This is a genomic window from Natronomonas marina (assembly GCF_024298905.1).
Lineage (GTDB): Archaea > Halobacteriota > Halobacteria > Halobacteriales > Haloarculaceae > Natronomonas > Natronomonas marina.
Window position 1 is genome coordinate 3623539 of record NZ_CP101154.1, and the last position, 23584, is coordinate 3647122.

21 protein-coding genes are annotated in these 23584 nt (G+C 70.2%); 7 read left to right on the forward strand and 14 right to left on the reverse strand.

Features of this window, described 5'->3' with window-relative positions; genetic code table 11:
* Positions 1 to 38: 38 nt before the first annotated feature.
* Both NLF94_RS18910 and NLF94_RS18915 read right to left on the reverse strand, forming a co-directional pair.
* A complete protein-coding gene (locus NLF94_RS18910) occupies positions 39 to 1853 on the reverse strand; it encodes a metallophosphoesterase (RefSeq protein ID WP_254839194.1) in 1815 nt (604 codons plus the stop codon).
* A complete protein-coding gene (locus NLF94_RS18915; protein WP_254839195.1) occupies positions 1850 to 3775 on the reverse strand; it encodes an alkaline phosphatase D family protein in 1926 nt (641 codons plus the stop codon). Before NLF94_RS18915 ends, NLF94_RS18910 begins: the two co-directional genes overlap by 4 nt.
* A gap of 302 nt (positions 3776 to 4077) precedes the next feature.
* Here NLF94_RS18915 and NLF94_RS18920 point away from each other — a divergent pair, with 302 nt between their 5' ends.
* From NLF94_RS18920 to NLF94_RS18935, 4 genes are all read left to right on the forward strand, one after another.
* Positions 4078 to 5058 (forward strand): PstS family phosphate ABC transporter substrate-binding protein, encoded by a 981-nt coding sequence (locus NLF94_RS18920; protein WP_254839196.1) that lies wholly within the window; start codon positions 4078 to 4080, stop codon positions 5056 to 5058.
* A gap of 94 nt (positions 5059 to 5152) precedes the next feature.
* Entirely contained in the window at positions 5153 to 6127 is a 975-nt protein-coding gene (gene pstC, locus NLF94_RS18925) for a phosphate ABC transporter permease subunit PstC (RefSeq protein WP_254839197.1), read from the forward strand.
* Position 6128: 1 nt separating this feature from the next.
* Positions 6129 to 7901, forward strand: a complete 1773-nt coding sequence (gene pstA / locus NLF94_RS18930) for a phosphate ABC transporter permease PstA (RefSeq protein ID WP_254839198.1) — start codon at positions 6129 to 6131, stop codon at positions 7899 to 7901.
* A 134-nt stretch (positions 7902 to 8035) separates the two neighbouring features.
* Positions 8036 to 8413 carry a DUF8147 domain-containing protein gene (locus NLF94_RS18935; protein WP_254839199.1) on the forward strand — a complete coding sequence of 126 codons (378 nt, stop codon included), beginning with the start codon at positions 8036 to 8038 and terminating at the stop codon, positions 8411 to 8413.
* Positions 8414 to 8418: 5 nt separating this feature from the next.
* Here NLF94_RS18935 and NLF94_RS18940 read toward each other — a convergent pair whose 3' ends face one another.
* On the reverse strand, positions 8419 to 10455 hold the full coding sequence (locus tag NLF94_RS18940; protein ID WP_254839200.1) for a beta-propeller domain-containing protein: 2037 nt from the start codon (positions 10453 to 10455) through the stop codon (positions 8419 to 8421).
* Positions 10456 to 10586: 131 nt separating this feature from the next.
* On the opposite strand from NLF94_RS18940, the gene NLF94_RS18945 reads away from it, so the two are divergent.
* Positions 10587 to 12623: a bacterio-opsin activator domain-containing protein gene (locus NLF94_RS18945; protein WP_254839201.1), complete on the forward strand. Its 2037-nt coding sequence runs from the start codon at positions 10587 to 10589 to the stop codon at positions 12621 to 12623.
* Here NLF94_RS18945 and NLF94_RS18950 read toward each other — a convergent pair.
* From NLF94_RS18950 to NLF94_RS18965, 4 genes are read right to left on the reverse strand one after another with little or no spacing between them, the layout of a single operon-like run.
* Positions 12610 to 13653: a Brp/Blh family beta-carotene 15,15'-dioxygenase gene (locus NLF94_RS18950; RefSeq protein ID WP_254839202.1), complete on the reverse strand. Its 1044-nt coding sequence runs from the start codon at positions 13651 to 13653 to the stop codon at positions 12610 to 12612. The genes NLF94_RS18945 and NLF94_RS18950 overlap by 14 nt on opposite strands.
* On the reverse strand, positions 13629 to 14423 hold the full coding sequence (locus NLF94_RS18955; RefSeq protein ID WP_254839203.1) for a lycopene cyclase domain-containing protein: 795 nt from the start codon (positions 14421 to 14423) through the stop codon (positions 13629 to 13631). Before NLF94_RS18955 ends, NLF94_RS18950 begins: the two co-directional genes overlap by 25 nt.
* A complete protein-coding gene (locus NLF94_RS18960; RefSeq protein ID WP_254839204.1) occupies positions 14420 to 14566 on the reverse strand; it encodes a hypothetical protein in 147 nt (48 codons plus the stop codon). Before NLF94_RS18960 ends, NLF94_RS18955 begins: the two co-directional genes overlap by 4 nt.
* A 4-nt stretch (positions 14567 to 14570) precedes the next feature.
* Positions 14571 to 15329, reverse strand: coding sequence for a bacteriorhodopsin (locus tag NLF94_RS18965; protein ID WP_254839205.1), 759 nt, complete (start codon positions 15327 to 15329; stop codon positions 14571 to 14573).
* Between the two features lie 117 nt (positions 15330 to 15446).
* Between NLF94_RS18965 and NLF94_RS18970 the strand changes: the two genes are divergently transcribed.
* Entirely contained in the window at positions 15447 to 15965 is a 519-nt protein-coding gene (locus NLF94_RS18970; RefSeq protein WP_254839206.1) for a DUF84 family protein, read from the forward strand.
* A gap of 33 nt (positions 15966 to 15998) precedes the next feature.
* Here NLF94_RS18970 and NLF94_RS18975 read toward each other — a convergent pair whose 3' ends face one another.
* The 6 genes from NLF94_RS18975 to lipP1 form a co-directional block, all read right to left on the reverse strand.
* Positions 15999 to 17252 (reverse strand): branched-chain amino acid ABC transporter permease, encoded by a 1254-nt coding sequence (locus NLF94_RS18975; RefSeq protein WP_434085380.1) that lies wholly within the window; start codon positions 17250 to 17252, stop codon positions 15999 to 16001.
* A 160-nt stretch (positions 17253 to 17412) separates the two neighbouring features.
* Positions 17413 to 18408, reverse strand: a complete 996-nt coding sequence (locus NLF94_RS18980) for a branched-chain amino acid ABC transporter permease (protein ID WP_254839207.1) — start codon at positions 18406 to 18408, stop codon at positions 17413 to 17415.
* Positions 18405 to 19103: an ABC transporter ATP-binding protein gene (locus NLF94_RS18985; RefSeq protein WP_254839208.1), complete on the reverse strand. Its 699-nt coding sequence runs from the start codon at positions 19101 to 19103 to the stop codon at positions 18405 to 18407. The genes NLF94_RS18980 and NLF94_RS18985 overlap by 4 nt, the downstream gene beginning before the upstream one ends.
* Positions 19100 to 19897 carry an ABC transporter ATP-binding protein gene (locus tag NLF94_RS18990; protein ID WP_350355833.1) on the reverse strand — a complete coding sequence of 266 codons (798 nt, stop codon included), beginning with the start codon at positions 19895 to 19897 and terminating at the stop codon, positions 19100 to 19102. Before NLF94_RS18990 ends, NLF94_RS18985 begins: the two co-directional genes overlap by 4 nt.
* Position 19898: 1 nt before the next feature.
* Positions 19899 to 21323 (reverse strand): ABC transporter substrate-binding protein, encoded by a 1425-nt coding sequence (locus tag NLF94_RS18995; RefSeq protein WP_254839209.1) that lies wholly within the window; start codon positions 21321 to 21323, stop codon positions 19899 to 19901.
* A 172-nt stretch (positions 21324 to 21495) separates the two neighbouring features.
* Complete coding sequence (gene lipP1, locus NLF94_RS19000) at positions 21496 to 22446, reverse strand: LipP1 family hormone-sensitive lipase (RefSeq protein ID WP_254839210.1); 951 nt, start codon at positions 22444 to 22446, stop codon at positions 21496 to 21498.
* Here lipP1 and NLF94_RS19005 point away from each other — a divergent pair.
* The gene (locus NLF94_RS19005; RefSeq protein ID WP_254839211.1) at positions 22445 to 22621 is read left to right on the forward strand and encodes a hypothetical protein; all 177 of its coding nucleotides are present in this window, start codon (positions 22445 to 22447) and stop codon (positions 22619 to 22621) included. The two genes, lipP1 and NLF94_RS19005, sit on opposite strands and share 2 nt — an antisense overlap.
* On the opposite strand, the gene NLF94_RS19010 is transcribed toward NLF94_RS19005, so the two are convergent.
* Positions 22602 to 23561 (reverse strand): alpha/beta fold hydrolase, encoded by a 960-nt coding sequence (locus NLF94_RS19010; RefSeq protein ID WP_254839212.1) that lies wholly within the window; start codon positions 23559 to 23561, stop codon positions 22602 to 22604. The genes NLF94_RS19005 and NLF94_RS19010 overlap by 20 nt on opposite strands.
* Between the last annotated feature and the right edge of the window lie 23 nt (positions 23562 to 23584).

Consider the following 23584-nt stretch of genomic DNA (forward strand, 5'->3'; position numbering starts at 1 on the left):
GAATCCGTTGTGGCTCCGGCGGCCGCCCGGCCGGGCGGTCAGGTCGAGAACCCGACGACCGTCTCCTCGCTCGTCGTACCGGGGACCGCCAGCCACTCCTCGCCGTCCCGACTCGCCTGGAACGGCCCGACGGTGTAGCGGCCGGTCGCCGACGGTCCCTCGGGAACCTCGACGAAGTACGTGACCGACCCCTCCGCGGCGGCCGTCCCCTCGAAGTAGACCCACTGGGTGTCGCCGGGCGCGCCGTCGTCGGTGCGGGTCGCGTCGCCGGCGACGACCTCCCACGATGCGGGGATGCGGTCGCGGATTCGCACGCTCCGGTTCGACTCGAAGGAGAGGTCGATTCGGTTCGTCTGCCCCCCGGTGAAGACGGCGCCGTCGTCGGTGCGGGCGCCCTCGACGACCAGCGAGTCGGAGACCGGCCCGTCGTAGCGGTCGATCTGCGTCGGCCGGCGGGCGCCCCGCTCGGTCCGGTCGTCGGACTTGCGTATCTCGAAGGCGTCGGCGACGATGGGCTCGCCGTTTTCGTCCGTCTCGTGGGTGACGTACTCGACGCGGATGCGCTCGTCGTCGACGTCGAGCCGTTCGACGCCGAAGTGCCGGTTCGTGCGACGCGCGAGGAACTCGCTCGGCGTCGTGTTCCCGAAGCCGTAGTGGGAGGTGCCGCCGGTCCCGTTCGTGACGAACGTGGTCCCGACGTCGGACTCCCAGTCCCAGGCGTCGGCGGGCGCGTAGTCGTCCCGTCCCGGCTTCGCGGCGATGGGTTTCGTCCGCTCCCAGACGTGGTTGTCGCCGCAGACCACGAGGTCGACGCCGTACTCGTCGAACAGCGTCCCCCAGCGGTCCCGCAGCAGGTCCCGGGGGGCGTGGTCCGGCGAGTCCGTCCAGAACGGCCCGTGGAAGTAGACGACCTTCCACTTCACGTCGTCGTCGGCGACGGCGTCCTCGAGCACCCGGCGGATGTAGCGCTCCTGGACGTCGCCGTAGGTGACGCCGCCGAACTCGCAGGTGGGGTCGTAGATGGGGACGAACTCCTCGGCACGGCTCACGTCGCCACAGCCGTCCGTCGTCGTCGAGAGGCCGACGAAGCGGGTGTTGTCGTAGTCGAAGTGGTACCACCGCTGTTCGTGCTGTAAGTCATCGAGACCGAGGGAGTCCTCGATGGGCATCAGGTCGTTGAGTCGGCGGTCGTACTGGGCGAGGCCGGTGCCCGGTTCGGCCTCGTGGTTGCCGGGGACCGTCATGAAGGGCGTCTCCGCGTAGACGGACTCGAAGGTCTCGAAGTACAGTTCCCACGTCGAGGGCTTGCCGTTCGCGTACGAGATGTCGCCGGACAGTATCTGGACGTCGGGGTCCAGCGAGGCGGCCGTCGCCATCACCTCCTCGGGGTCGTCCGTCGAGGGCCGCTGGAAGGGGTTCTCCGGGTCGGCGATGCCGTGGTCGCCGACGCCCGTGACGGTGAAGCCGTCGGCGTCGTCCGGCGCCGTCGAGACGGTGAACGGTCCCGCCCGGCGGTCGTCCAGCACCGCCTCGTACTCGTAGGTCGTGTCGGGCGCGAGGCCGGTGACCGCCGCAGTGTAGGCGACGGCCTCCCGGCCCGGCACCGGCGAGCCCTCGGCGTCGACGACCGTCGTCGACCCGCCCGGTCGCCCGATTTCGACGCGGGCGTCCGTGGCCGGGGCGCCGGTCCAGCCGACCCGGAGCGTCGAGGCCGGGTCCCGGCCGCAGGCGACGTGGACGCCGGACGGTCCGTCGGGCGTCTCCGCCTGCCCCGCGACCGAGGCGACGAAGAACGGCGCCGTCGACAGCCCCGCGACGCCGCGCAGGACGTCCCGCCGGTCGAGCTCGGTCATCGTCGCTCCCCCTCCGTCGTCGGGGTCGCGTCCGCGTCGGGGACGTCCGGCGGGCCGCCCTCGGTGTCCGTGAGGCCACCGTCCGCGGCGCCCGAGAGGAGCGAGGTGACGTCGGTCGGCGAGCCGACGAGTTCCTGTATCTCCACCTCGCCCTCGGGGACCCGGTAGCTCCGCAGCAGTCGCTTCGGCGTGTCGGCCGAGTCGACCGTGCGGTCGACCTCGTAGGCGGTGTAGATGGCCTCGTCGTCGGTGAACTCGACCGTGGTGTAGCCGTGGCGCGACCAGTTGAACCACTCGACGTGGGGGTTCTGTGACTCGACGGCCGCCTCGACGGCGTCCTCCTCGAGTTCCGGCGGCGTCGGCGTCTGGGCCGCCAGGTTGTCGCTGGAGACGCTGGTCGACATGAACTCGACGCCGACGCGGGACGCCTCGGCGCCCGGGAACGGCGCCTGCTGTTCGAGTTCCCGGTAGTCGGTCTTCAGGTAGCCGGCGACGTAGGCGTGCATGTCGCCGGTCAGCGTCACCAGGTTCAGCGCCCCCTCCCGCGAGCGGGCCTCCCGGTCGAGTTCGCCCATGACGAGCTGTCGTTCGTACTCGTAGCCGTCCCAAGCGTCGTAGTTGACGTAGAAGCTGCCCCCCTCACCGAGGTTCGTGGCCTTCAGCGCCGCGTTCAGCACGGAGTTGCCCCACACCTTCCAGGTGGCCGGCGAGTTCGTCACGCCGTCGAGGAACCACTCGCGCTGGTCGGTTCCGAGCATCGTCCGGTCGGGGTCGTCGACCTTCCGGGAGGGCGGCGTCGCGGTGTCCCGCTGGCCGAACGCGTCCTCGGGCGGCGGCGACCGGTAGAGCCGCTCGTCGGTCATCAGGACGTCCGCCAACCGGCCGAAGCGGAACCGACGGTACAGCCGGAACCGGTCGTGGAGGTCGTCGGCGTCGGGGTCGTAGTCGACCCGGAAGGGGAGGTACTCGACGAGCGCCTTGATGCCCTCGACGTAGAGCCGTCGCATCCGCTCGGGGTCGTCGCCGTAGGGGTGCGAGGCTGTGTTCGGGTAGCTCTCCTCGTAGTTCCACCACCGGTTGTTGACGATCTCGTGGTCGTCCCAGGTCATCACGAGCGTGTGCCGCGAGAGCGCCTCGGCGAAGAACTCGTCGCTCCGGTAGACCTGGTGGAGGTGCCGGAAGTCCGCCAGCGTGTGTGCGACGCCATTCCCGGAGGGAAGCTGGATTCCCCGGCCCTGGACGTTGCCCCCGCCCGCGTACTCGTAGATGAGATCGCCGAGGTGGAGGAGGTAGTCGGCGTCCTCCTCGGCGACGTGGCCGAACGCCCCGTAGTAGCCGTCGAGGTAGTTGTTACAGGAGACACAGGCGAGCGTCAGGCGGTCGGGGTCGGCGTCCGGTTCCGGGAGCGTCCGCAGGCGGCCGACCGGCGAGGCGTCGCCGTCGTAGACGAACCGGTAGAAGTAGAAGCGGTCGGCGTCGAGTTCGCCGTCGAGGTCGACGTTCAGCGTGTAGTCGTCGTCGGGCGAGAGAGCGGCCGCGGGCACCCGGAAGTGCTCGGTGTCGGCCGTCGAGAAGTCCGCGGCGTCGTTGGGCGTCGAACGGTCCGGCGCCGGCGTGACCTGCAGGCCGACGTCCGCCCCGGCCTCGTAGGCGGCCTCGTCGACGCGCGTCCAGACGATGGCGCCGGCCGGCGTCGGACCGCCGCTTGCGACAGACTGCGGGAAGGCCGCCTCGCCGGTCCGCTCGACCGCGAAGAGGTCGTCGTCGCCGCTGGCGGGGTCGGGTTCGGCGTCCGTCGCCGCCGCTCCGGTCGAGAACAGCGTCGCCATCGCGCCCACGGCCGACCCGGCCCCGGCCGCCTCCAGTATCGCCCGTCGTGTGGCGGTCGTCCCCCTGCGTCGCTCGTTGCTGTCGTCGGGCATCACCGTCGTCTGTGGCAGGATGTCGTAAAAACCCTCTAACAGAACCGTCGAAAAATACGTGCCACAGGACCTCTGTGTCCATATATCGTCTTCCCTGTTCCGGAACGTAGTACACCGTTCGGGTACGTATCACACGCCGCCCCGCTGTCCGGTCACTCGTCCCCGGGAGCTACCCGCCGTGCCGACTGGCTATATAGTCCTATTTAGTGCAGGGTTCCCAAACACCCCCATCTATGAATCTACTGTACGAACTATATCGATATTAGCACGGTATTTAATCCGTCACGGCCGACGGACAGACGATGGCAGACGGACACGCTGAAGGTCTGACGCGACGCAACGCGCTCAAAGCATTAGGTGGGGCCGGCGCGATTGCCGTGGCCGGCTGTACGACCGAAGGGGGCAACGGCAACGGCGACTCGCTCTCCGGTGAAATCACCATCACTGGGTCGAGCACCGTCTTCCCGCTGATGGCGGCTATCGCCAAGGAGTTCGACCAGGAGCACGAGACCAACACCACCGTCACCCCGACGGGGTCGGGAGGCGGGTTCTCGAACAACTTCTGTCCGGGCAACGCCGACTTCAACAACGCCAGCCGCCAGATCAAGCAAGCGGAGAAGGACCTCTGTGAGGAGAACGGCGTCGAGTGGACCGAACTCACCGTCGCGACGGACGCGCTGACCGTCGTCGTCAACCCCGAGGCGGACTTCGTCGACTCGCTGACCGTCGAGGAACTCGCCCAGATATGGAAGGCCGACGCCGTCGAGACGTGGAGCGAGGTCCGCGAGGAGTTCCCCGACGAGGAGATAGAACGGTTCGGTGCGGCCGACACCTCCGGCACTTACGACTACTTCATCGAGAACGTCCAGGGGTCGGATGCGGGCCACACCGACGACTACCGGGCGACGGAGAAGGACAACGTCATCGCCGAGGGCGTCGCCAACGACAAGTACGCCATCGGCTACTTCGGGTTCTCGTACTTCTACAACAACCCGGACCAGCTGAAGGCGCTCGCCATTGACAACGGCGACGGCCCCGTCGAGCCGAGCCTCGACACCGCGGCCTCCGGCGAATACCAGCCCCTCTCGCGGTCGCTGTACACCTATCCGGCCATGGCCTCGCTGTCCGAGGAGCACGTCGCCGAGTTCGCGCGGTACGTTCTCGAGCGTGCAGCCAGCCAGTCGCTCGTCGCCGACCAGGTCGGGTACGTTCCGCTCACCGACGAACAGCAGCAGAGCCAGCAGGACACACTCGAGAGCGCCATCGAAGAGGCACAGGGCTGACATCCGAGATGGCTCCCGTATCGCCGGTTCCAGCCGAGAGCACGCCCGCCGAGGATGGGGACGTTGAAGTCATTCCCCGTCGAGGTGTCTCCGCGTGAGCAGCGATACAGACGAACTGGACATCACGCGGGAGGTCGGGTTCAAGCGCGTAAAGGAGTGGAGCTACGGGGGGTTCTTCGCAGTCTGTGCGCTCGTTACGGTGCTGACGACCATCGCGATATTCGGGACGCTCCTGTCCGACTCCATCAGCTTCTTCTCGGAGGTGGCCGTCCTCGAGTTCCTGACCGGTCTCGAGTGGAGCCCAAATCCGAGAGGCGCCGGCTTCTCGTGGGGTGTCGTGCCGCTCGTCTACGGCACGCTCGTCGTGACGGTGACGTCGGCGTTCGTCGCCATCCCCATCGGGACGCTGACCGCCATCTACCTCAGCGAGTACGCGAGTTCCCGCGTACGGTCGATACTGAAGCCGCTGCTGGAGGTGCTGGCGGGCATCCCGACGGTCGTCTACGGCTACTTCGCGCTCGTGTACGTCACCCCGCTGCTGCAGGCGACGCTCTTCCCGGAGATGAACATATTCAACCTCCTGTCGGCGTCGCTGATGGTGGGTATCATGATAATCCCGATGGTCTCCTCCATCAGCGAGGACGCGATGAGCGCGGTCCCGGACGACCTCAGGAACGCCGGCTACGGTCTCGGCGCCACGAAGTTCGAGGTTTCGACCGGCATCGTCGTGCCCGCCTCGATTTCGGGCATCGCCTCCTCGTACATCCTCGCCATCTCGCGGGCCGTCGGCGAGACGATGATCGTCGTCATCGCAGCCGGGTCCCAGCCCCGGCTTCCGGAGGTTCGGGAGGCCGCTTTCGGCATCCCGTTCGTCCACCCCGCCGACGTGCTTCTGGACTCGGGGGCGACGATGACCGTCGCGATGGTCAACATCGCGGGCGGTGACCTCGTCGGTGGGACCATCTCGTACGACGCGATGTTCGCCATCGGACTGACGCTGTTCTTCATCACCCTCGTCATGAACGTCGTAAGCGACCTCATCGCCGAACGATACCGGGAGGCGTACTGAGATGGCCACGCAGGACTCCACCGCCGACCGGACCGACTTCGGTGAGGTGAGCCGCGTCAGGGGGATCGCGTTCAAGTACCTCTCGTTCGGTGCCTCCCTCTTCGGCATCGTCGCCCTGGCGACGCTTCTCATCTACGTGTTCGTCGACGCGTTCGGGCTGGCGAGCGTCAGTCCCGGCTGGCTGCTGACGTACTTCCTGACGCTCGTCGTGCCGTTCGTCGGCTTCTGTCTCTACAGCGCCGACGACCGGTCCGTCACGCGGCGCGTGGTCGTCGCCCTCGGTGGCGGCCTCGTCGCGACCGCGGTGGTCTTCGAGGGCATCGAACTGCTGGTGTCCATCCCGCGGCTCAACTGGCAGCTGGCGTACCTCTTCGTCGTCGTCGTGCCCGTGACGGCCTACGCCGTCTACACCGCCAGCCGGGAGCCGACCGGCGCCGCCGGATTCGGCCTCGTCGGCCGGTTCTACGGCGGCACGATGGTCGGCATCGCGCTCGGCATCCTCTTTCTGGTGTTCGACCCGCGCCTGTGGATGCTGATGTACACGCTGGGCGTCCTTCCGGCGGCCCTGGTGTTCGGGTACAGCCGGCTGCGCCCCGAGTCGTCCGCATCGCTGTTCGTCGTCCCGGTCGGCCTCGTCGGCCTCGTGGCTGCGGCGTTCGTCCGGAACGTGAACCAGGTCTACCCCACGCGGCCGCTCATCTTCCTGTGGACGCTCGTGATACCGGTCGCGGCGGTGGCAGCCGCTCTCGTGCTCGCCCGCGACGGGAGCCGCCGGGCCGCCCTCGGAGTCGGCGCCGTCGTCGTCGCCGCCGGTGCCGCAGGCCTTCCGGTCGGCGCGGTCGGACTTCCGGCGGGGTCTGCGGTCGCCGTGTTCGCGGTCGCGGCGGCGCCGACCGCCGCCTACGTCCACCAGGTCGTCCAGCGGGGCGAGGGCAGGGTCGGCCTGCTGTTACCCGTCCTCCTGGCCGGTGGGGCCGTGGCCGGTGCCGCCGCCGTCGGGACCTTCGGCTTCACGGGTCCCGACTCGTGGCTCACCCTGGAGTACCTGACGACCGCCCCGGACTTCTCGACCCCGGAGAACGCCGGGCTGTACACGGGAATCGTCGGCTCGGTCATCATCATCGCCATGGTCGCGGTGCTGTCGTTCGGGCTGGCGGTCGGGACCGCGGTCCTGCTCGAGGAGTACGCCTCCAACACCGGCGTCGTCGGCACCGTCACGCGGCTCATCCAGGTCAACATCACGAACCTGGCAGCCGTCCCGTCGGTGGTCTACGGCCTGCTCGGCCTCGGCCTGTTCGCCAACCTGCTCGGCCTCGGTCTCGGCACGGCCGTCACCGCGGCGCTGACGCTGTCGCTTCTCATCCTGCCCATCACCGTCGTCTCCGCACAGGAGGCGATTCGTGCCGTCCCCGACGAGATGCGGCGCGGGTCGGACGCGATGGGGGCGACCCGCTGGCAGACGACCAAGAACGTCGTCCTGCCGGAGGCGCTGCCCGGCATCTTCACCGGCGTCATCCTCAGCCTCGGCCGAGCAATCGGCGAGACGGCGCCGCTCATCATGATACAGATGGGGACCGCCGTCTACAGCGCCCCGAACAGCCTCTTCAACAAGTTCTCGGCGATGCCGATGCAGATTTACGCCTGGTCCGCCCTCCCACAGGAGGCGTTCCGCTACGGCGTCCTCGCGGCCGGCGTCGTCACGCTGCTCGTCGTCCTGCTGAGCATGAACGCGACCGCCATCATCCTCCGCAACCGCACGGAGAGCGACCTGTAGCGCTCCGCAACGAGCCCCGGGCGGCCCACGCCCCACCCCTCACGGCTGGCGTCCACCCCACCGACACCGCCCGTGTTCCCTCTCGGCGGGAGCGGGCTCGCTGTTATATATCCGTCCGGCGCGTCCCTGCTCCCATGTCCCTCAGAACTATCGGTCTCGCACTGGTCGCCGGTGTCGCCGCCTTCCTCCTCGTCGGCGTCGCCGTCACCGAACTCCTGGCCGCTCGAATCGAGTTCTCGCTGTTCGTCGGGATTCCGGCGGGCATCGTCGCCGGTGCGGTCGTGACCGCGCTCGTCGCACTCGGTGTCGGCCGGGACGACGCCGGCGCTCGCCGGATCGCCGTCGCCGCCGGCACCTTCGGGGCCGCGTTCCTCGTGACCACCGTCGCGGTCGCGGTGCTGGTCGGCATCGGCGTCGTCCTCTCGATGGCGGCCGGCGTCGTCGTCGGTCTCGTCGCCGCCCTCGTTGGCTACCTCCGTGGGCCGGGCGGCCGGTCCGGGACGCCCGTCTGACCACCTCACTCGTCGTCCAGCCGAAGTTCGTGGGTCTCCTCCCAGTCGCGCTCGTCGACGACGGTCACCGACGAGTCGCCGAAGACGTAGAGGTAGTCGCCGACGTAGGCGGTCCGGTGGACGCGCCCCTCGGTCTCGACGGTCGTCTCGACGTCGAGGCCGTCGCCGTAGTCGAAGACGTACGCCTCGTCGCCGGCCGGCAGGAAGAAGACGCCGTGGCGGCGGTCCATGAGGAACGCGTGGTGGCTCTCGGCGACCGCCGACCACCGGGTGTCGAGGATGCGGTCGGTCTCGACGGTCGGGTTCGACGGGTCCGAGACGTCGAAGACGACCAGTTTCACCTTGCCGTCCTCCTCGCCGATACCGAGGACGCGGTCCTCGGAGAGGGGGTGGAGGTACGACGAGAAGCCGGGAAGCTTCAGTTCGCCCTCGACGGTGGGCTCTTCGGGATTCGAGAGGTCGACGACGTGGAACGGGTCGACCCGCCGGAAGGTGACGACGTAGGCCTCGTCGCCGACGTAGCGGACCGAGTAGATGCGCTCGGTGACGCCCATCCCCTTCGCGCTGCCGACCGTCGACAGCGACCCGTCGAGGACGTAGAGGTCGTTCTCGCTGTCGGACCCCATGGCACCGGAGACGGTCGTTGCGATGCGGAGTCGGCCGTCGTGTTCGTCCATCGAGAACTGGTCGAGCGGGTGGCCGGGGACCGAGCCGGTCGCGCCGGCCTCGACCGTCGGGGACTCGCCGTCGGTGCCCTCGACGTCGAAGGCGACGATGCCGGTCTGCTCGAACTGCCGCTTGTTGTCGGCGGCCCACGCCCGCATCTCCTCGTGGAGTTCCCGCTCGGCCTCGCGGCGCTCCTCGGAGTCGAGGCCGGCCAGCCAGGCGTCGATGGCGCGCTCTATCTCGATGCGCTTGGCTCGCTGGCTCAGTTCGTACTCCCGTAGCTGTTCGATGCGATTCAGCGTCGCCTCGTCGAGGCGGTCGGACTGGTTCTCCAGCAGGAAGCGGGCGACCATGTCGGCGCGGTCGACTCGCTCGGGGTAGGTGACGTAGACGCGGTCGGTCGAGACGTAGACGACCGACCGGCCGCCGGTCCCGACGAACGACGCCGTGTCGTGGACGGCCCCGTCGGTCGGGTCGAGGAGCGAGACGGTGTAGGTGGTGTCGACCGGCGTCGGCTTCTCGGGGCGGTGGATCGCCGTGCAGTCGACGGAGACCCCCTCCATCGGCTCGACCGGACAGGGGTCGTCGACGTCGACGCCGTCGGCGGTCACCAGATAGACCGTGCCGGCGTGGAGCCGGGCGGTGACGACGCGGTCCGACAGTTCCTTCGACCAGGTCCGTTCGGGGTCCTCGCGGTCGCCGACGTCGTAGCCGACGACGGTGTCGCCCTCGAAGACGAGGAGGGTGTCGCCCGACAGCAGCAGTTTCCCGGAGACGTCGAGCCTGCTCGCCACCTCGGGGGCGGCCGGGTCGCTGGCGTTTATCAGGCGGACGCCCGATTCGGCGTCGGGGCGTCGCCGGTCGTCGCCCTCGCGGACCACCCGCGGGTGGCGGTCCGGCGGCGAGTAGTAGATCGTTCCCGGCGTCGTCTTCAGGACGTCCGGTTCGTCGATGCCCTCGACCTGGACGTTCGTGTCGGAGGCGCGGCGCTCGCCGCCGTCGTCCCCGCCGTTCCCGGCGGCCTCCTCGGCGACGGTCCCCTGCGGTGCGGCCGTCGGCGCGTCGCGCGCGACGTCGTCGGTCGTCTCGACCTCCCGGACGTCGCCACCCGCGCCGGCTCCGCCGGCCCGGAAGGCCCGGTCCGGTCGCCCGGTCGACCGGAGGTACGAGCGAAACTCGGCCTCGGAGGCGAACGTCCCAACGGAGGGACTCGCCTCCCCGTCGGGTCCGGGGTCGTCGACGGGGCCGGGACGGTCGTCGGGCCGGTCCGGCGAGGCGACGTCCTCGAGGACCACCGCCCCGACGCCGCCGGCGACGAGGGCGACGGTGACGATGGCGGCCACCTGGACGGTCGAGAGTGCTGTCGTTCGGCTCATGAACGCCGCTATGACAGCTACTGATAAACCACTCTCCTAAGGACAAAGAGCGGTTTGACCCTTGGTCGGCGAGAGTGCGGATTGCTGGCCCCCAACCGCTTATTACCCACAAGCGCGTCTTTTTGCGGGAGATGAACGACACTGGGGGACCGGCGGCTCGCGTGCTGTTCGTCACCGAACGGCCGGCCCGGTGGCGGGGGGCGCGAGCCGCGCTGGAAGCCCGCGACGGCCTCTCGGTAGCCGTCGCCGAGGGCGTTCCCGACGGGCGCATCGCTCCCGATGTCGACTGCGTGGTCGGAATCCACGACGACGCCACGGACGGACTGGCGTTGCTGGAGGCCGTCCGGGAGTTGCGGCCGTCGCTCCCGTTCGTTCTGCTTTCGGGAGTCGACGACGGCCGGGTCGCAAGCCGGGCCGTCTCGGCCGGCGTCTCGGAGTTCGTCCCGGCGTTGGACCCCGGCGCGGAGGACCTGCTGGTCGACCGCGTCGAGGGTGCCGTCGCCGAGCGGCGCCCCGCCCGCGACGGCGGCAGCGTCCCGATGCCCATCGACGACGTCGGCATCCGGGAGGAACTCCGGCTGAAGGAGCGCGCCATCGACGAGGCGCCGGTCGGCATCACCATCACCGACCCGGACCGCCCGGACAACCCGATGATATACATCAACGACGCCTTCGAGGAGCTGACGGGCTACGACAAGGCGGAGGCAGTGGGACGGAACTGCCGGTTCCTCCAGGGCGAGGACTCCGACGGGGAGGCCATCGACGCGATGCGAGAGGCGGTCGACGAGGGGGAGCCTGTCTCCGTCGAACTGCTGAACTACCGGCCGGACGGCGAGCCGTTCTGGAACAAGGTCGACATCGCGCCGGTCCACGGCCCCGACGGCGAGGTGACCAACTTCGTCGGCTTCCAGACGGACATCACCGACCGCAAGGAGGCCGAGATGGAGGCCAGGCGGCGCCGCGAGGAACTGGAGCACCTGCTCGTTCGCATCGACGGTCTCCTGCAGGACGTGACCCGGGAACTGGTACAGGCCGGCTCCCGCCCGGAGATAGAGCGCGCCGTCTGTGAGCGCGTCGCGGCCGACGACACCTACGAGTTCGGCTGGATCGGCGCGCCGGACTACGCCACCGAGACGATCGTCGCCAGCGCACAGGCCGGCGAGTGGTCGCCCACCGAGGAAGCGCTCGCGGCCGACCTCTCGGACGAGGAGGGAGGGCCGACGGTGGCCGCCTACCGAACCGGCGAAATCCAGGTCGTCGGGGGAAGCGAGGATCTCGCCGACCTCGCCGCGAGGACGCCGTGGCTCGATGCCGACGACCTCGGCGGAGTCGCCGCGATTCCGCTGTCGTACGGCGAGACGACCTACGGCGTGTTGACGCTGTACACCACCGACGGGGCGGCGCTGAACGAACACGAGATGGTGGTCATGGCGGCGCTGGGGCGGGCGGCGGGGACGGCCATCAACGCCCTCGAGCGGGGCCGGATACTCGCCTCCGACAGCGTGACCGAACTCGTCCTCGAGACGACCGACAGCGACCTCTTCTTCGTCGAGCTATCGAAGGAGACCGGCTCGTATCTCGAGTTCGACGGGTCGGTCCACCGCGACGACGGCTCCGTCCTGACGTTCTTCACGACCGACGCCGACGCCGAGGCGGTCCGGGACGTCGCGGCCGGCTACCCCGACATCGAGTCGGCCAGCCCCATCCACGAGTTCGACGACGCCACGCTGTGGGAGTTCGGCCTCGCCAACGCCTCTATCACGGCGACGCTGGCCGAGCGCGGCGTGAAGATCAGTTCGATAACCGTCGCCGACGGCACCGCCGAGATCTCGGTAGAGCTCCCGAAGGAGAACGAGGTGCGGGCCATCGTCGAACTCGTCCGCGAGCGGTACCCCGACACGAAGATAGCCGCCCACCGCGAGCGCGAGCGGCCGCCACAGACCCGGCGCGGCTTCGTCGCCGACCTCGAGGAGCGGCTCACCGAACGGCAGCTGACGGCGCTGCGGAAGGCCCACGTCAGCGGCTACTACGAGTGGAACCGCTCGGTCACCGGCGAGGAACTGGCGACGTCGATGGGCATCGACCGCTCGACGTACCACCAGCACCTCCGGGCCGCCGAGCGGAAGCTGACGGAGGCGTTCTTCGAGCGGGCGGTCACCCACGGCTGAGGCCGGCCCAGACGCCCTCCCGGAGGTCCATCCACGTCACGACGGCGACGTGCGGCAGCGTCAGGACGGCGACGAATACGAGATACAGCGCCGCCAGTTCCGCCGGCGTCGAGGGCGTGGCCGGCACGAGGGCGCCGAACCCGACGAGGAGCACGAGCGACAGCGCGGTCAGCGGCGCGGCCTCGCGGGCGAACCGCCGGAGGCCCGCCCCGACGGTCGCCGTCTCGCCGTCGGCGGCCGCGACCCGCAGGACGTGCCGCAGCGAGTGCCAGACACAGAAGTAGACTCCGACCGCGACGAGCGGCGGTACGGCGAGGAAGAACGTCCACAGGAGTGCGGTCTCGCCGGCGTCGACCCGCCAGCCGCGGGTCGCGCCCGCCTGCCGGTAGCCGGCTGCGAGCGTCCCGACGGTGACCGCGAGGAAGGCCGCCCCGCCGACCAGCCGCGTTCCCGGCGCGAACAGCCACGTCACGGCCAGGTCCGCGCCGAACAGTTCGACCCACGTCCCGACGACCGCCCGGTAGCGGCCCGGGAACGCGACGAGCGGGACGAACATCGGCAGGCCGCCCCGGACCACGAGCGTCGCGGCCCGTAGCGGCCGCGACCGGAGGTGCTCGGCGCCGACGAAGGCCACGAGGGCGTGGACATCGCCCTGCCCCCAGTGGAACCACGTCACGGCGACGAACAGCAGCGCCGCGGGGACGGGCGCGGTCAGCCACAGCACCGCGTAGGCACCGCCGGCCAGCAGGTAGAGTGCCCCGACCAGCGCCATGGACTCGGGCAGCGAGCGACCGCCCAGGCGGGCGGGAACGAGGTAGTCGACCGCGCCGTGGGGCAACCCCAGGACGACGACGCTGGCCGCGAGCGGCAGGTACCGGAGCGTCGGGCCGGGGGCGACGCCGGCCACCGCCGAGACGGCCGACAGGGCGACGACGACGCCACAGACCGCCCAGGCGGGGCGGGTGGCGACCCGGTCGAAGGCCGCCCGCGCGTGGGCGGTTGCGGTCACCTCCATCGGTCCATCACCCACCGGAACAGCACCAGTCCCTGGACGACGAACAGGTTCGTCACCGCGAAGAACAGCGCCTCCTCTATCGGCAGTCCGAGGATGGCCAGTCCGGTCGTGTGTTCGGCGGAGATGTGCCAGATGCCGGTCGCGATGGCGATGCGGTCGACGACCCAGAGGTAGACGGTCGGGACGGCGACCCCGACCGCGAGCACGCGCCGCTGGTGGTACAGTTGCGGGGCACCGACGACCCACTGGAGGAGGAGGACGGGCGCGCTCCAGGCGAGGATGGCGCCGAGGTACAGCGTCGACGGCGTCGACAGCAGCGCTAGGCCGGCGACGCCGAGGCCGACGGCGACGGCGCCGGCGAGCAGTCGCGGGGCGACCGACAGCGCCTCCCGCCTGACGAGCGAGCCGAGGTCGCCGCCGCGCAACAGGCCCGGTTCGGGCCACCCCTCCCGGAGCGTCAACTGGCCGAGCCACAGTGCCGTCAACACCGGCTGTAACACGAAGAAGAGGTACTCGCCGAGCGGGGCCAGCCAGAGGTGCACGAGCGTGCGGCCGTCGCCGTAGCCCCAGACGCCCCGCGAGATGAGGTAGTTGTCCCACGGCGTCGTGTAAACCACCGCGAGCAGGGTGACGACGGCGACGCCGACCCAGTAACTCGACCCGCCGACCGACCAGACGGTCCGGCGCGGCGTGCGGGTCCGGGTGACCACCGCCGCGGCCGCCAGCATCGACAGCGCCGGGACGAGGAAGGCGACGTGGAACTGCAGGTACGAGGGGCCGCTCACCACGGTCGGTCACGGGTCGTCGGTCCGACCCGCGCCGGCGTCGCCGGCGCCCCGATGTGCGGTCCGCTGTCGCGGCTGTCGCTGTCGTCGCGGCTGTCGTCGCCCGATTCCGCCGCGCGTCCGGCGAGTGGTGTCGTCGTCATGGTGTCAGTCGGCGGGGCGTCCCGTGTCCGTCGCCCGGTCGGTCGCCGCCGCCGCGTCGTCGAGCGCCTCGTCGCTCGACAGGAGGACGTACCCGAACCCGAGTTTCGCGGTCAGATCGAGGACCACGAAGCCGGCCGTCTCGACGACGGGGCCGGTCGCGCCGAGGCCGCCGGTGCCGGCCAGCCACCAGACGGGATAGCAGAGCCAGGTGACCGCCACGAGGTTCCGGAGGGTCCGGAACGTCGACCGCAGTGCCGCCGACAGCGGGGCGGCCCGCGCCGTGAGCGGCCCGAACAGGTAGTACAGAAGCGAGAGCAGAACGCCCGTCGAGACGGCCCACCAGACCAGCGGTTCCCCGGCGGGCGCGTAGACGCCGGTGGCCGTCGATAGCGTCGCCAGCACGCCCGTGACCACCATCAGGCCATCGAGGCCGACGAGGACGGCGAGTTGGCGTCGCGTCGCGCCGGCCAGCAGGCCGAGGCCGACGAACAGAAGCGGCGTCGTGAACATCCAGTCTGTGTAGCGCGCCCAGTACACCTGGGTCGGGCGGCCGCCGAGTTCGACGGCGGTGACCCCGAACCCGACCGCCATCGCGAGGTAGTTCACGAACGCGGTGGCGGTGGCGAAGACGACGACGACGTAGAACTCCCGGCGCCGACGGTCCTCGACGCCGCGGCCGTCCGAAAGGAAGTACAGGGTGCCCACCAGCATGCCGACCGCCCCGAGCCACAGGCACACCTGCTCGGCTCCAGGGGTCGGCATGGGTACCTAGTACTACTCGACCGACCCCAATGAATCGCTTACCAAACTGGTTGGGGACGCCGGCGCCGTGGGGGCGGTTCCGGAAGGCCATTGCTCGCCGGCGTCGAAGCCGGCGGCATGCGAATCGGCGTCGGCAGCGGGAACCCGGTCAAGCGGCGCGCGGTGGAATCGGTCGTGGAGGAGGGGGACGCCGGCCCGACCGTCGAGGCCGTCGCCGTCGACTCGGGGGTGAGCGAACAGCCGACCGGCCACGCCGAGACGGTCGCCGGGGCGGAGAACCGCGCGCGGAACGCCCTCGCGGCGGGGTACGACCTCGGCGTCGGCATCGAGGGCGGCGTCGCCGGGTTCGACGGGGCTCCGGGGCTGTACCTCGTCATGTGGGCCGCGGCGGCCGACGGCCGGCGACTGGAACGCGGCGCCGGGCCCGCCATCCGCCTGCCGGTGGAAATCGCCGAACGGGTCCGGGACGGCGAGGAGCTGGGACCCGTGATGGACGACGTCCTCGACGAGACGGGCGTGGCGCGCGGCCGGGGGGCGTCCGGCGCGTTCACCAGCGGACGGATCACCCGCACGGAGGCGCTGGGGACCGCCGTCGCGGGTGCGCTCGGTCCCTTCGAGACCGACCTGTACCGCTGACCGCGAGCCCGAACCGCACCGCCGACCGCCGGGCTATCGGCGGTAGCGGTCGAGCCGTTCGGGCAGTTTCTCGGCGACGGTGCCGCCGAGGCGGGCCCGGAGCGTGCCGAGGATGCCCCGCGGCACGAACAGGACGAAGAGGATGAACACCACGCCGAGATAGAGGTCGGCCCGGCCGTCGACGAAGACGTTGACGAACCGGAGCAGCGTGAAGTCCCCGACGCCGGCCGAGAGGACGCTCGCGGGCAGTTCGTCCCGGAGGAACCGGGCCAGTCCGTGCGATTCCGTCGAGAGGACGCCCGCGGTGGTCTCGTGGAACAGGTGGCCGTACAGCGGGCCGGCGAGCGTTCCGAAGCCGCCGATGATGGACGCGAGCAGCGCGTCGGCGGTGACGAAGAGGTCGAAGGTGTTCGACGGCGCCACGGACCGACGGTAGCCCGCGAAGAGACCGCCGCCGACGGCCGCGAAGAAGCCGCTGAGGCCGAAGGCGCCGAGCTTGTACCAGAAGGTGTCGTAGCCGACGGCCTCGGCGCGCTCCTCGTTTTCGCGGATGGCGACCATCACCCGGCCGAACGGCGAGTGGATGACCCGCTGCATCGCCAGGTAGCACACCAGGACGACGACGCCGATGGCGTAGTAGGAGACGAACGCCGGTTCGAGGTCGATGCCGAGACCGAGGACGTTCTCGAAGCTGTCGCCGGTGAGCCGTCCCAGGCGGACCTGTCGCGGGTCGGCTATCACGCCGGGGAGCCCGCCCAGGAAGTCGGGGAGACCGGGGTAGCCGACCGCGAACCCCTCTCGGCCCGCGGCCACGCTGGCGCCGTCCCGGGGGTTCGAGCCGACGTAGTCCCAGTTCTGGATGAACACGCGGGCCACCTCCGCGAAGCCCAGCGTCACCATGGCGAAGTAGACGCCCGTCAGCCGGAAGGAGACGGCGCCGACCGCCAGGGCCACGATGAAGGCCAGGACCGCGCCGACGAGGAGCAGCAGCAGGAACGGCGTCTCCGCCGCCAGGCCGGGCACCTTCCCGGACCCGGCCAGGACGACGAAGTAGGCACCGATGCCGTAGAACATCGCGTGGCCGAAGGAGAGATAGCCCGTATAGCCGCTGACGAAGTCGAAACTCATCGCAAAGAGGCCGATGTACAGCACCGCGACCATCGTCGTCACGCGCGGCAGGAAGACGTTGAGTAGCTGTCCCAGCGGGATACCGGTTCCCGGAAGGACGACCGACAGGCCGACGAGGAACTGGTAGACGAGCGGGTAGGCGACCAGGAGCGCGACCACGGCGACGTGGGCGGTGTGCGTCGAGAGGTACCGCCGGAACGTCCCCAGCGTGGAGTCGTTGCGCCGTGCCGCGGCCGCCTCCGTCCCGGCGGTATCGGTGTCTGTGTCGGCGGTCTCGCCGTCGGCGGCGTCGGCACCCTCGGGGGCGGGGTCGGGGTCGCTAATGGCCGCCCACCTCCTCGACGCCGAAGAGACCGGTCGGGCGGACGATCAGGACGGTCACGAGCACGGCGAACAGCACCAGTTCCGGCAGGCCGGGGAAGTCGACGACGTTGATGAACAGCCACGACATCAGCGCGTCGACGAGGCCGACCAGCATGCCGGCGACGACGGTGCCCTTGAACGAGCCCAGGCCGCCGATGATGACGACGATGAACGCGATCAGCAGCGTCTCGACGCTCAGCGGGACGGTCGCGCCGAACCGGGGGTCCCACATCAGGAGGACGCCGGCCATCCCCGCCAGTCCGGCGCCGACGCCGAAGACGACGGTGAAGGCCCGCCGGATGTCGATGCCGAGCGCCTGGGTCATCTCGGGGTCCTCGCTGCCGGCGCGGATGTAGAGCCCGTACCGCGTCCGGTTGAGGAACAGGAAGACGCCGACGACGAGCAACAGGCCGACGAGCGCCTCGAAGGCGAACAGCGCCCAGCGGGTGTTCACGCCCAGAATCTCGTAGCGGCGGGCGAAGAACGCGGGTGCGGTCCCGACGGCGTCCTGCCACGTCGTCTGTGGCTGGAGGCCGGCCAGCGTGACGACGATGCGGGCCGCCTCGTCGAGCACCAGCACCAGTCCGAAGGTGAGCAGTATCTGGAACAGCGGCTCCCGGTCGTAGATGGGCCGGATGAGCGCGAGTTCGACGCCGGCGCCGAAGGCCGTCAGCACGGCGAAGACGGCCGCGACGGCGACGAAGAACAGGGCGAACCGCGCGATCCCGCTCGTCCCCGAGGACACCGCCGCGACCATGATGGCCCCGCCGAGGTAGGCGCCGATCATCGTCAGCGAGCCGTGTGCGAAGTTCAGCACGCCCATCAGCCCGAAGATGAGGCTGAGCCCGCTGGCGATGACGATGTAGAGTGCGGCCTTCGAGACGGCGCGGATGCCGATGTCGACGGGCGCAAACAGCGGCACGGCGTCGACGGCTGCGACGGCGGCCGTCATGCCGAGAGGTACCTCCGGATGGTCTCGTCGTCGCGGGTGACGTCCTCGGTCGATCCCGACTCGACGACGGTCCCGTGGTCCAGCAGGTAGAACCGGTCCGCGAGGTCCATCGCCAGCGGGAAGTTCTGCTCGACGAGCAGCACCGTCGTCTCGGTGGCGACCGTCGACAGCGCGTCGGCGACGGCCTCGACGATCTGCGGCGCCAGTCCCTCGCTCGGTTCGTCCACGAGCAGCGTGTCGTTGTCCCCGACCAGCCCGCGCGCGATGGCGACCATCTGCTGTTGGCCGCCCGAGAGGTCGCCCGCCTCCCGGCCCCGGTGGTCGGCCAGGTCCGGGAACGCGTCGTAGGCCGTCTCGAAGGCGGTCTGGACGGACGCGTCGGGCGGCGTGGCGATGCGGATGTTCTCGTCGACGGTCAGGTGCGAGAACATTCGCCGCTCCTCGGGCACCCAGCCGATGCCCATGCGGGCGACCTCGTGGGTCGGCCGGCCGGTGACGTCGACGCCGTCGTAGGTGACGGTGCCCCGGCGCGGCGGCGTCAACTGGAGGATCGAGCGCAGCGTCGTCGTCTTGCCGACGCCGTTGCGGCCGATGAGCGCGACCGTTTCGCCGGCCTCGACGGACAGCGAGACGCCCTGCAGGACGTGGCTTTCGTCGTAGTAGCTGTGGACATCGTCGACCTCCAGCAGGCTCATGCGGCCTCACCCCCGGCGGCGTCCCCGCCCGTCGCCTCGCCGCGCTCGTAGCCGCCGAGGTAGGCGTCCTGGACGCGCTCGCTGTTCCGGACGGCCGTCGGGTCGTCGTCCGCGATGAGCGATCCCTGGTGGAGGACGGCGATGCGGTCGGAGACTTCCATCACCACGTCCATGTTGTGCTCGACGAGCAGGACGGCGTGGTCCTCGGCGATGTCCTCGACGAGGTCGGTCAGCGCGCCGATGCCGTCGCTGGAGACGCCCGCCGTCGGTTCGTCGAGCAGGAGTACGTCGGGGTCGCCGGCCAGCGCGATGGCGACCTCGAGGTTGCGCTTCTCGCCGTGGCTGAGCGTCTCCGCGACCGCGTCGGCGTCGTCGGCCAGTCCCACCCGGTCGAGGATGTCGTAGGCCTCCCGCTCGTACTCCGGGAAGGCGTCGACGTTGCGCCAGGCCCGCCAGGCGTCGCCGTCGCCGTGGGCCTGGGCGGCGATGCGGACGTTCTCCAGCACCGTCGAGGCCGCGAAAATGTTCGTTATCTGGTAGGAGCGGTGGATGCCGGCGAGCGCCGTCTCGTGGGGGTCGTAGTCGGTGATGTCGACGTAGTCGCCCGAACCGCGGTACTCGACGGTGCCGGCCGACGGCGACAGCACCCCCGTCAGGAGGTTGAAGAACGTCGTCTTGCCGGCGCCGTTGGGGCCGATGAGCGAACAGCACTCCTCGCCGAGTTCGAAGTCGACGTCGTCGACCGCGGTGACGCCGCCGAAGCGCTTCGTGAGTCCGTTCGTTCGAAGCACCATCTTACAGCGAACAGTTCATGTCCGGGTCGTCGGCCGGGAGCGTGGTCTGCTCGGCGGGGATGCGCGCCAGCGGTTCGCCGGGCTTGATGGGCGCGTTCCAGCTCTCCTCGTCGTTGGGAACCGGGTAGGCGACGGTCATCGCCGAGCGAGCCTGGTTGTTGTACTCCTGGTAGGTGTAGGCGTCCTCGCCCTTCGGCGTCTCGGCGATGGTCATCCCGCGCATCTCGGCGGCGATGTCGGCGCCCTCGGTCGACCCGCCGGTCTCGACGGCCTGGGCGATGGAGGAGGCCGCAGCGAAGGTGCCCGACGTGAAGAGGTCCGGCACCTTGCCGTACGTCGAGGTGTAGCTCTCGACGAAGGCGTCGTTGATCTCGTTGTCGTACTGGTTCCAGTGGTACCGCGTGGTGAACGGGCCGAGCTGGGCGTCGCGGATGTCCTGGGCGGTGAACCCCTCGCCGAGCACCCGCTGTGCGACGCCGCCGACGGCGGCGGTCGATATCTCGGTTGCGAAGCCGCCGAACATCCGGAGCCCGTAGTCGCCCGACAGCCCCGTCTCGAGGAACGCCGGCAGCGTGACGACGGTGAAGCCGCCGATGACGGCGTCGGCGTCGGCCTCGACGGCGTTGCTGTAGAGCCCCTCGAAGTCGCCGGTGCCGGTCCCCCGGGGGACGAACCGCTCGCCGACGATCTCGATGCCCTCGCTCTCGAGGACGCTCCGGTAGTTCGACGCGACGGCGCGACCGAACGAGTAGTCGGCGGCCATGATGAACACGCGCTCGACGTCGGTCTCCTGGGCGACGTATCGGCCGCCGGAGCGGGCGTCCATCGCCGTGTTCTCGCTGGCGCGGAAGAGGAGTTCGTTGCAGAACTCGCTGCTGGAGGTGATGCCGGCCGACGCCGCCGGCCCGGCGACGTACGGGACGTTTGCCTCCAGCACGACGGTCTCGATGACGCGTCTGGCGCCGTCCGAGGAGGCGACGCCGAACAGCATGTCGACCTCCTCGTCCAGCACGAGGTCCTGGGCGACCGTCTGGGCGGTGTCCGGGCTGAACTCCGAGTTCTCGATGACCAGTTCGTAGGTCACGTCGCCGGCCTCGACGGTCTGGGTGCCGGCCTGGGCGACGTCCAGCGGATCCTGGTCGTACTTGTAGGCCAGCCCCGAGAGGAACCCCCACAGGGACTGCTGGCCGTAGTACTGGAGGTCACCCGTCAGCGGCTGCATGACCCCGATCTTGACCGTGCCGGAGGCGCCCGCGTCGCCGGTGGTGGTGCCGGTGTCCGTGCCGTCACCGTTTCCGTTCCCGTCACCGTTTCCGTTACCGTTACCGTTCCCGTTGCCGTTCCCCGTACAGCCGGCCAGCCCGATGCCGACCGTGCCTGCCGCGGCGGCCTTGATCCACTGGCGTCGTGTCTGGTTCCTCGCCATGGGAGAGACGTTCACACAGTCGGGCAAAAGGGGGGAGGTTCACATGTCAACCGCCGCGTGCCATCGAGACACCTCCCGGTCGATGCGATTCCGGGGCGTCGAACGTAGTGCCGGGATTTCGGAGGGGCCACGTCCGGGACGTCGAACCGAGTGACGGCGACCTGAAACGATCTCACTCACCGACGACGGCCACGAGCCGGTCGGCGACGTCGTCGATGGCGCTGCGCCCCTCGTCGACGTACTCGTAGAGGCTCAGAAAGCCGTGAATCTGGGCCTCGTAGTGGAGGTGTTCGACGTCGGTCCCGTCGGCCGCGAGGCGGTCGGCGTAGGCGGCGCCCTCCTCGCAGAGCGGGTCGAAGCCGGCGGTGAGGACCGTCGCCGACGGCAGCCCCGAGAGGTCCCGCGCGCGAAGCGGGAAGGCGTAGGCGTTGCCCACGTCGGCCGGGCCGGTGAGGTACTGGTCGAGGTACCACTCGACGCTGTCCATCTCGAGGAAGTAGTCGGTCCCGTAGTCGTCGTAGGAGTCGAACCACCGGACCGACGGGGGGTTCACCGAGGGATAGACGAGGAGCTGGTGTGCGAACTCGGGGCCGTCGCGGTCGCGGGCGGCGAGTGCGACCGCGGCGGCGAGGTTGCCGCCGGCGCTGTCGCCGCCGACCGCCACCCGGTCGGGGTCGGCCTGGAGGTCGGCCGCGTGGGTCGCCGCCCACTCGGTGGCCCGATAGCAGTCCTCCAGCCCCGCCGGGAAGGGGTGCTCCGGAGCGCGTCGGTAGCCGACCGAGACGACGACGGCCTCGGCTTCGTTCGCCAGCAGCCGGCACGGGCCCTCGTAGGCGTCGAGCGACCCGCGGACCCAGCCGCCGCCGTGGAAGTAGACCAGCAGCGGGAACGGTCCCTCCCCGTCGGGGACGTAGACGCGGAGCGGGACGGGACCGTTCGGACCCTGAATCTCGAGGTCGGTGACGCCGCCCACGTCGGCCAGCTCCTCGACGGCGAAGAGGTCCTCCAGCAGCGCCCGCCCCGCCGCGACCGACAGCGTCGAGGAGGGCGGCGCGATGCCGGACTCCAGTTCCGACAGCAGCGCCTCCGCCTGGGGGTCCAGTTCCGGGTCGCGCTCGGTCATGGTCGTCCCTCTGCCGCCCCGGTCGGTCGTCCCGGTCGGGTCGTCGTTCGGGTCGCGGGTCTGTGAGCGTGCTGTGGTCGCATACCACGGTGTTGGCGACGGTGCTATCAAAAACGAGAGGTTCGAGTATCAACCGCGGGCCGTCGGCGCGGCGTCTATCGACGACGCCCCGTGAGCGTCTCGACGATTTCGGTCTCGTTCTCCTCGACGACCGAGAGGTGGCCCAGGTCGGGGTAGACGTGCGCCTCGGCCGTCGGGACGTGCTCGGTCAGGTACAGCCCCATCTGCAGCGGGACGATGGTGTCCGCCCGGCCGTACCACAGGTGGACCGGAACCTCGACGTCGCCGAGGTCGAACCCCCAGGGGCTGCCGTAGATGGCCGTCTCCCGGACCAGCGGGTCGAGACCGTGGTTGCTCGTCGATTCGATCATGCTGGCGTGGAGGACCTTGCCGACCTCTCCCCGCCACAGCGGGCCGTCGGCGGGCGCGGCCGACTCGGCGACGTCTTCGAGGAACGCCTCGCGGTCGCGGCGCACCCCCCGGGACAGGAGCCACAGGCCGGCCTTGCTCGCGGGCGGGACGGCCCGCGCCGCGTAGTACCAGAGCCGCTGGCGGAGGCCGACCGACGCCATCGGCGCGAGACCGCAGACGATTCCGGCCCGCTCGACGCGGTCGGGGCAGCGGGCGGCCGTCACCGCGGCGTAGGGACCGCCGCCGGAGACCCCGAACACCGGGAACGTCCCGAGACCGAGCGCGTCGGCGACGTCGCGGACGTCGTCGGGCCAGTCGGTCAGTTCGCGGTCGGGGTCGGGCGTCGAGACGCCCATGCCCGGACGCTCGGGCGCGACGATTCGGACGCCGTACTCGCGGCCGACCTCGTCGAACATCGCCCCGAAGACCCGCGAGTTGGGGAAGCCGTGGAAGACGACGAGCGGCGTCCCGTCGGGGTCGCCCACGTCGGCGTAGCCGATTTCGCGGCCGTCACGGACCGTCACCGTCCGAGGGTTCCGTGCGATGTCGGCGGCGACCTGCAGGGCCTTCGAGTCGGGGTCCGTGTCCGGGTCCGCACCGTCGTCGGAGAGGAACTCGCCGAGCGTCCGCCGGAGGCTGCTCATGTCCGAACCTACCGGGACGAGCG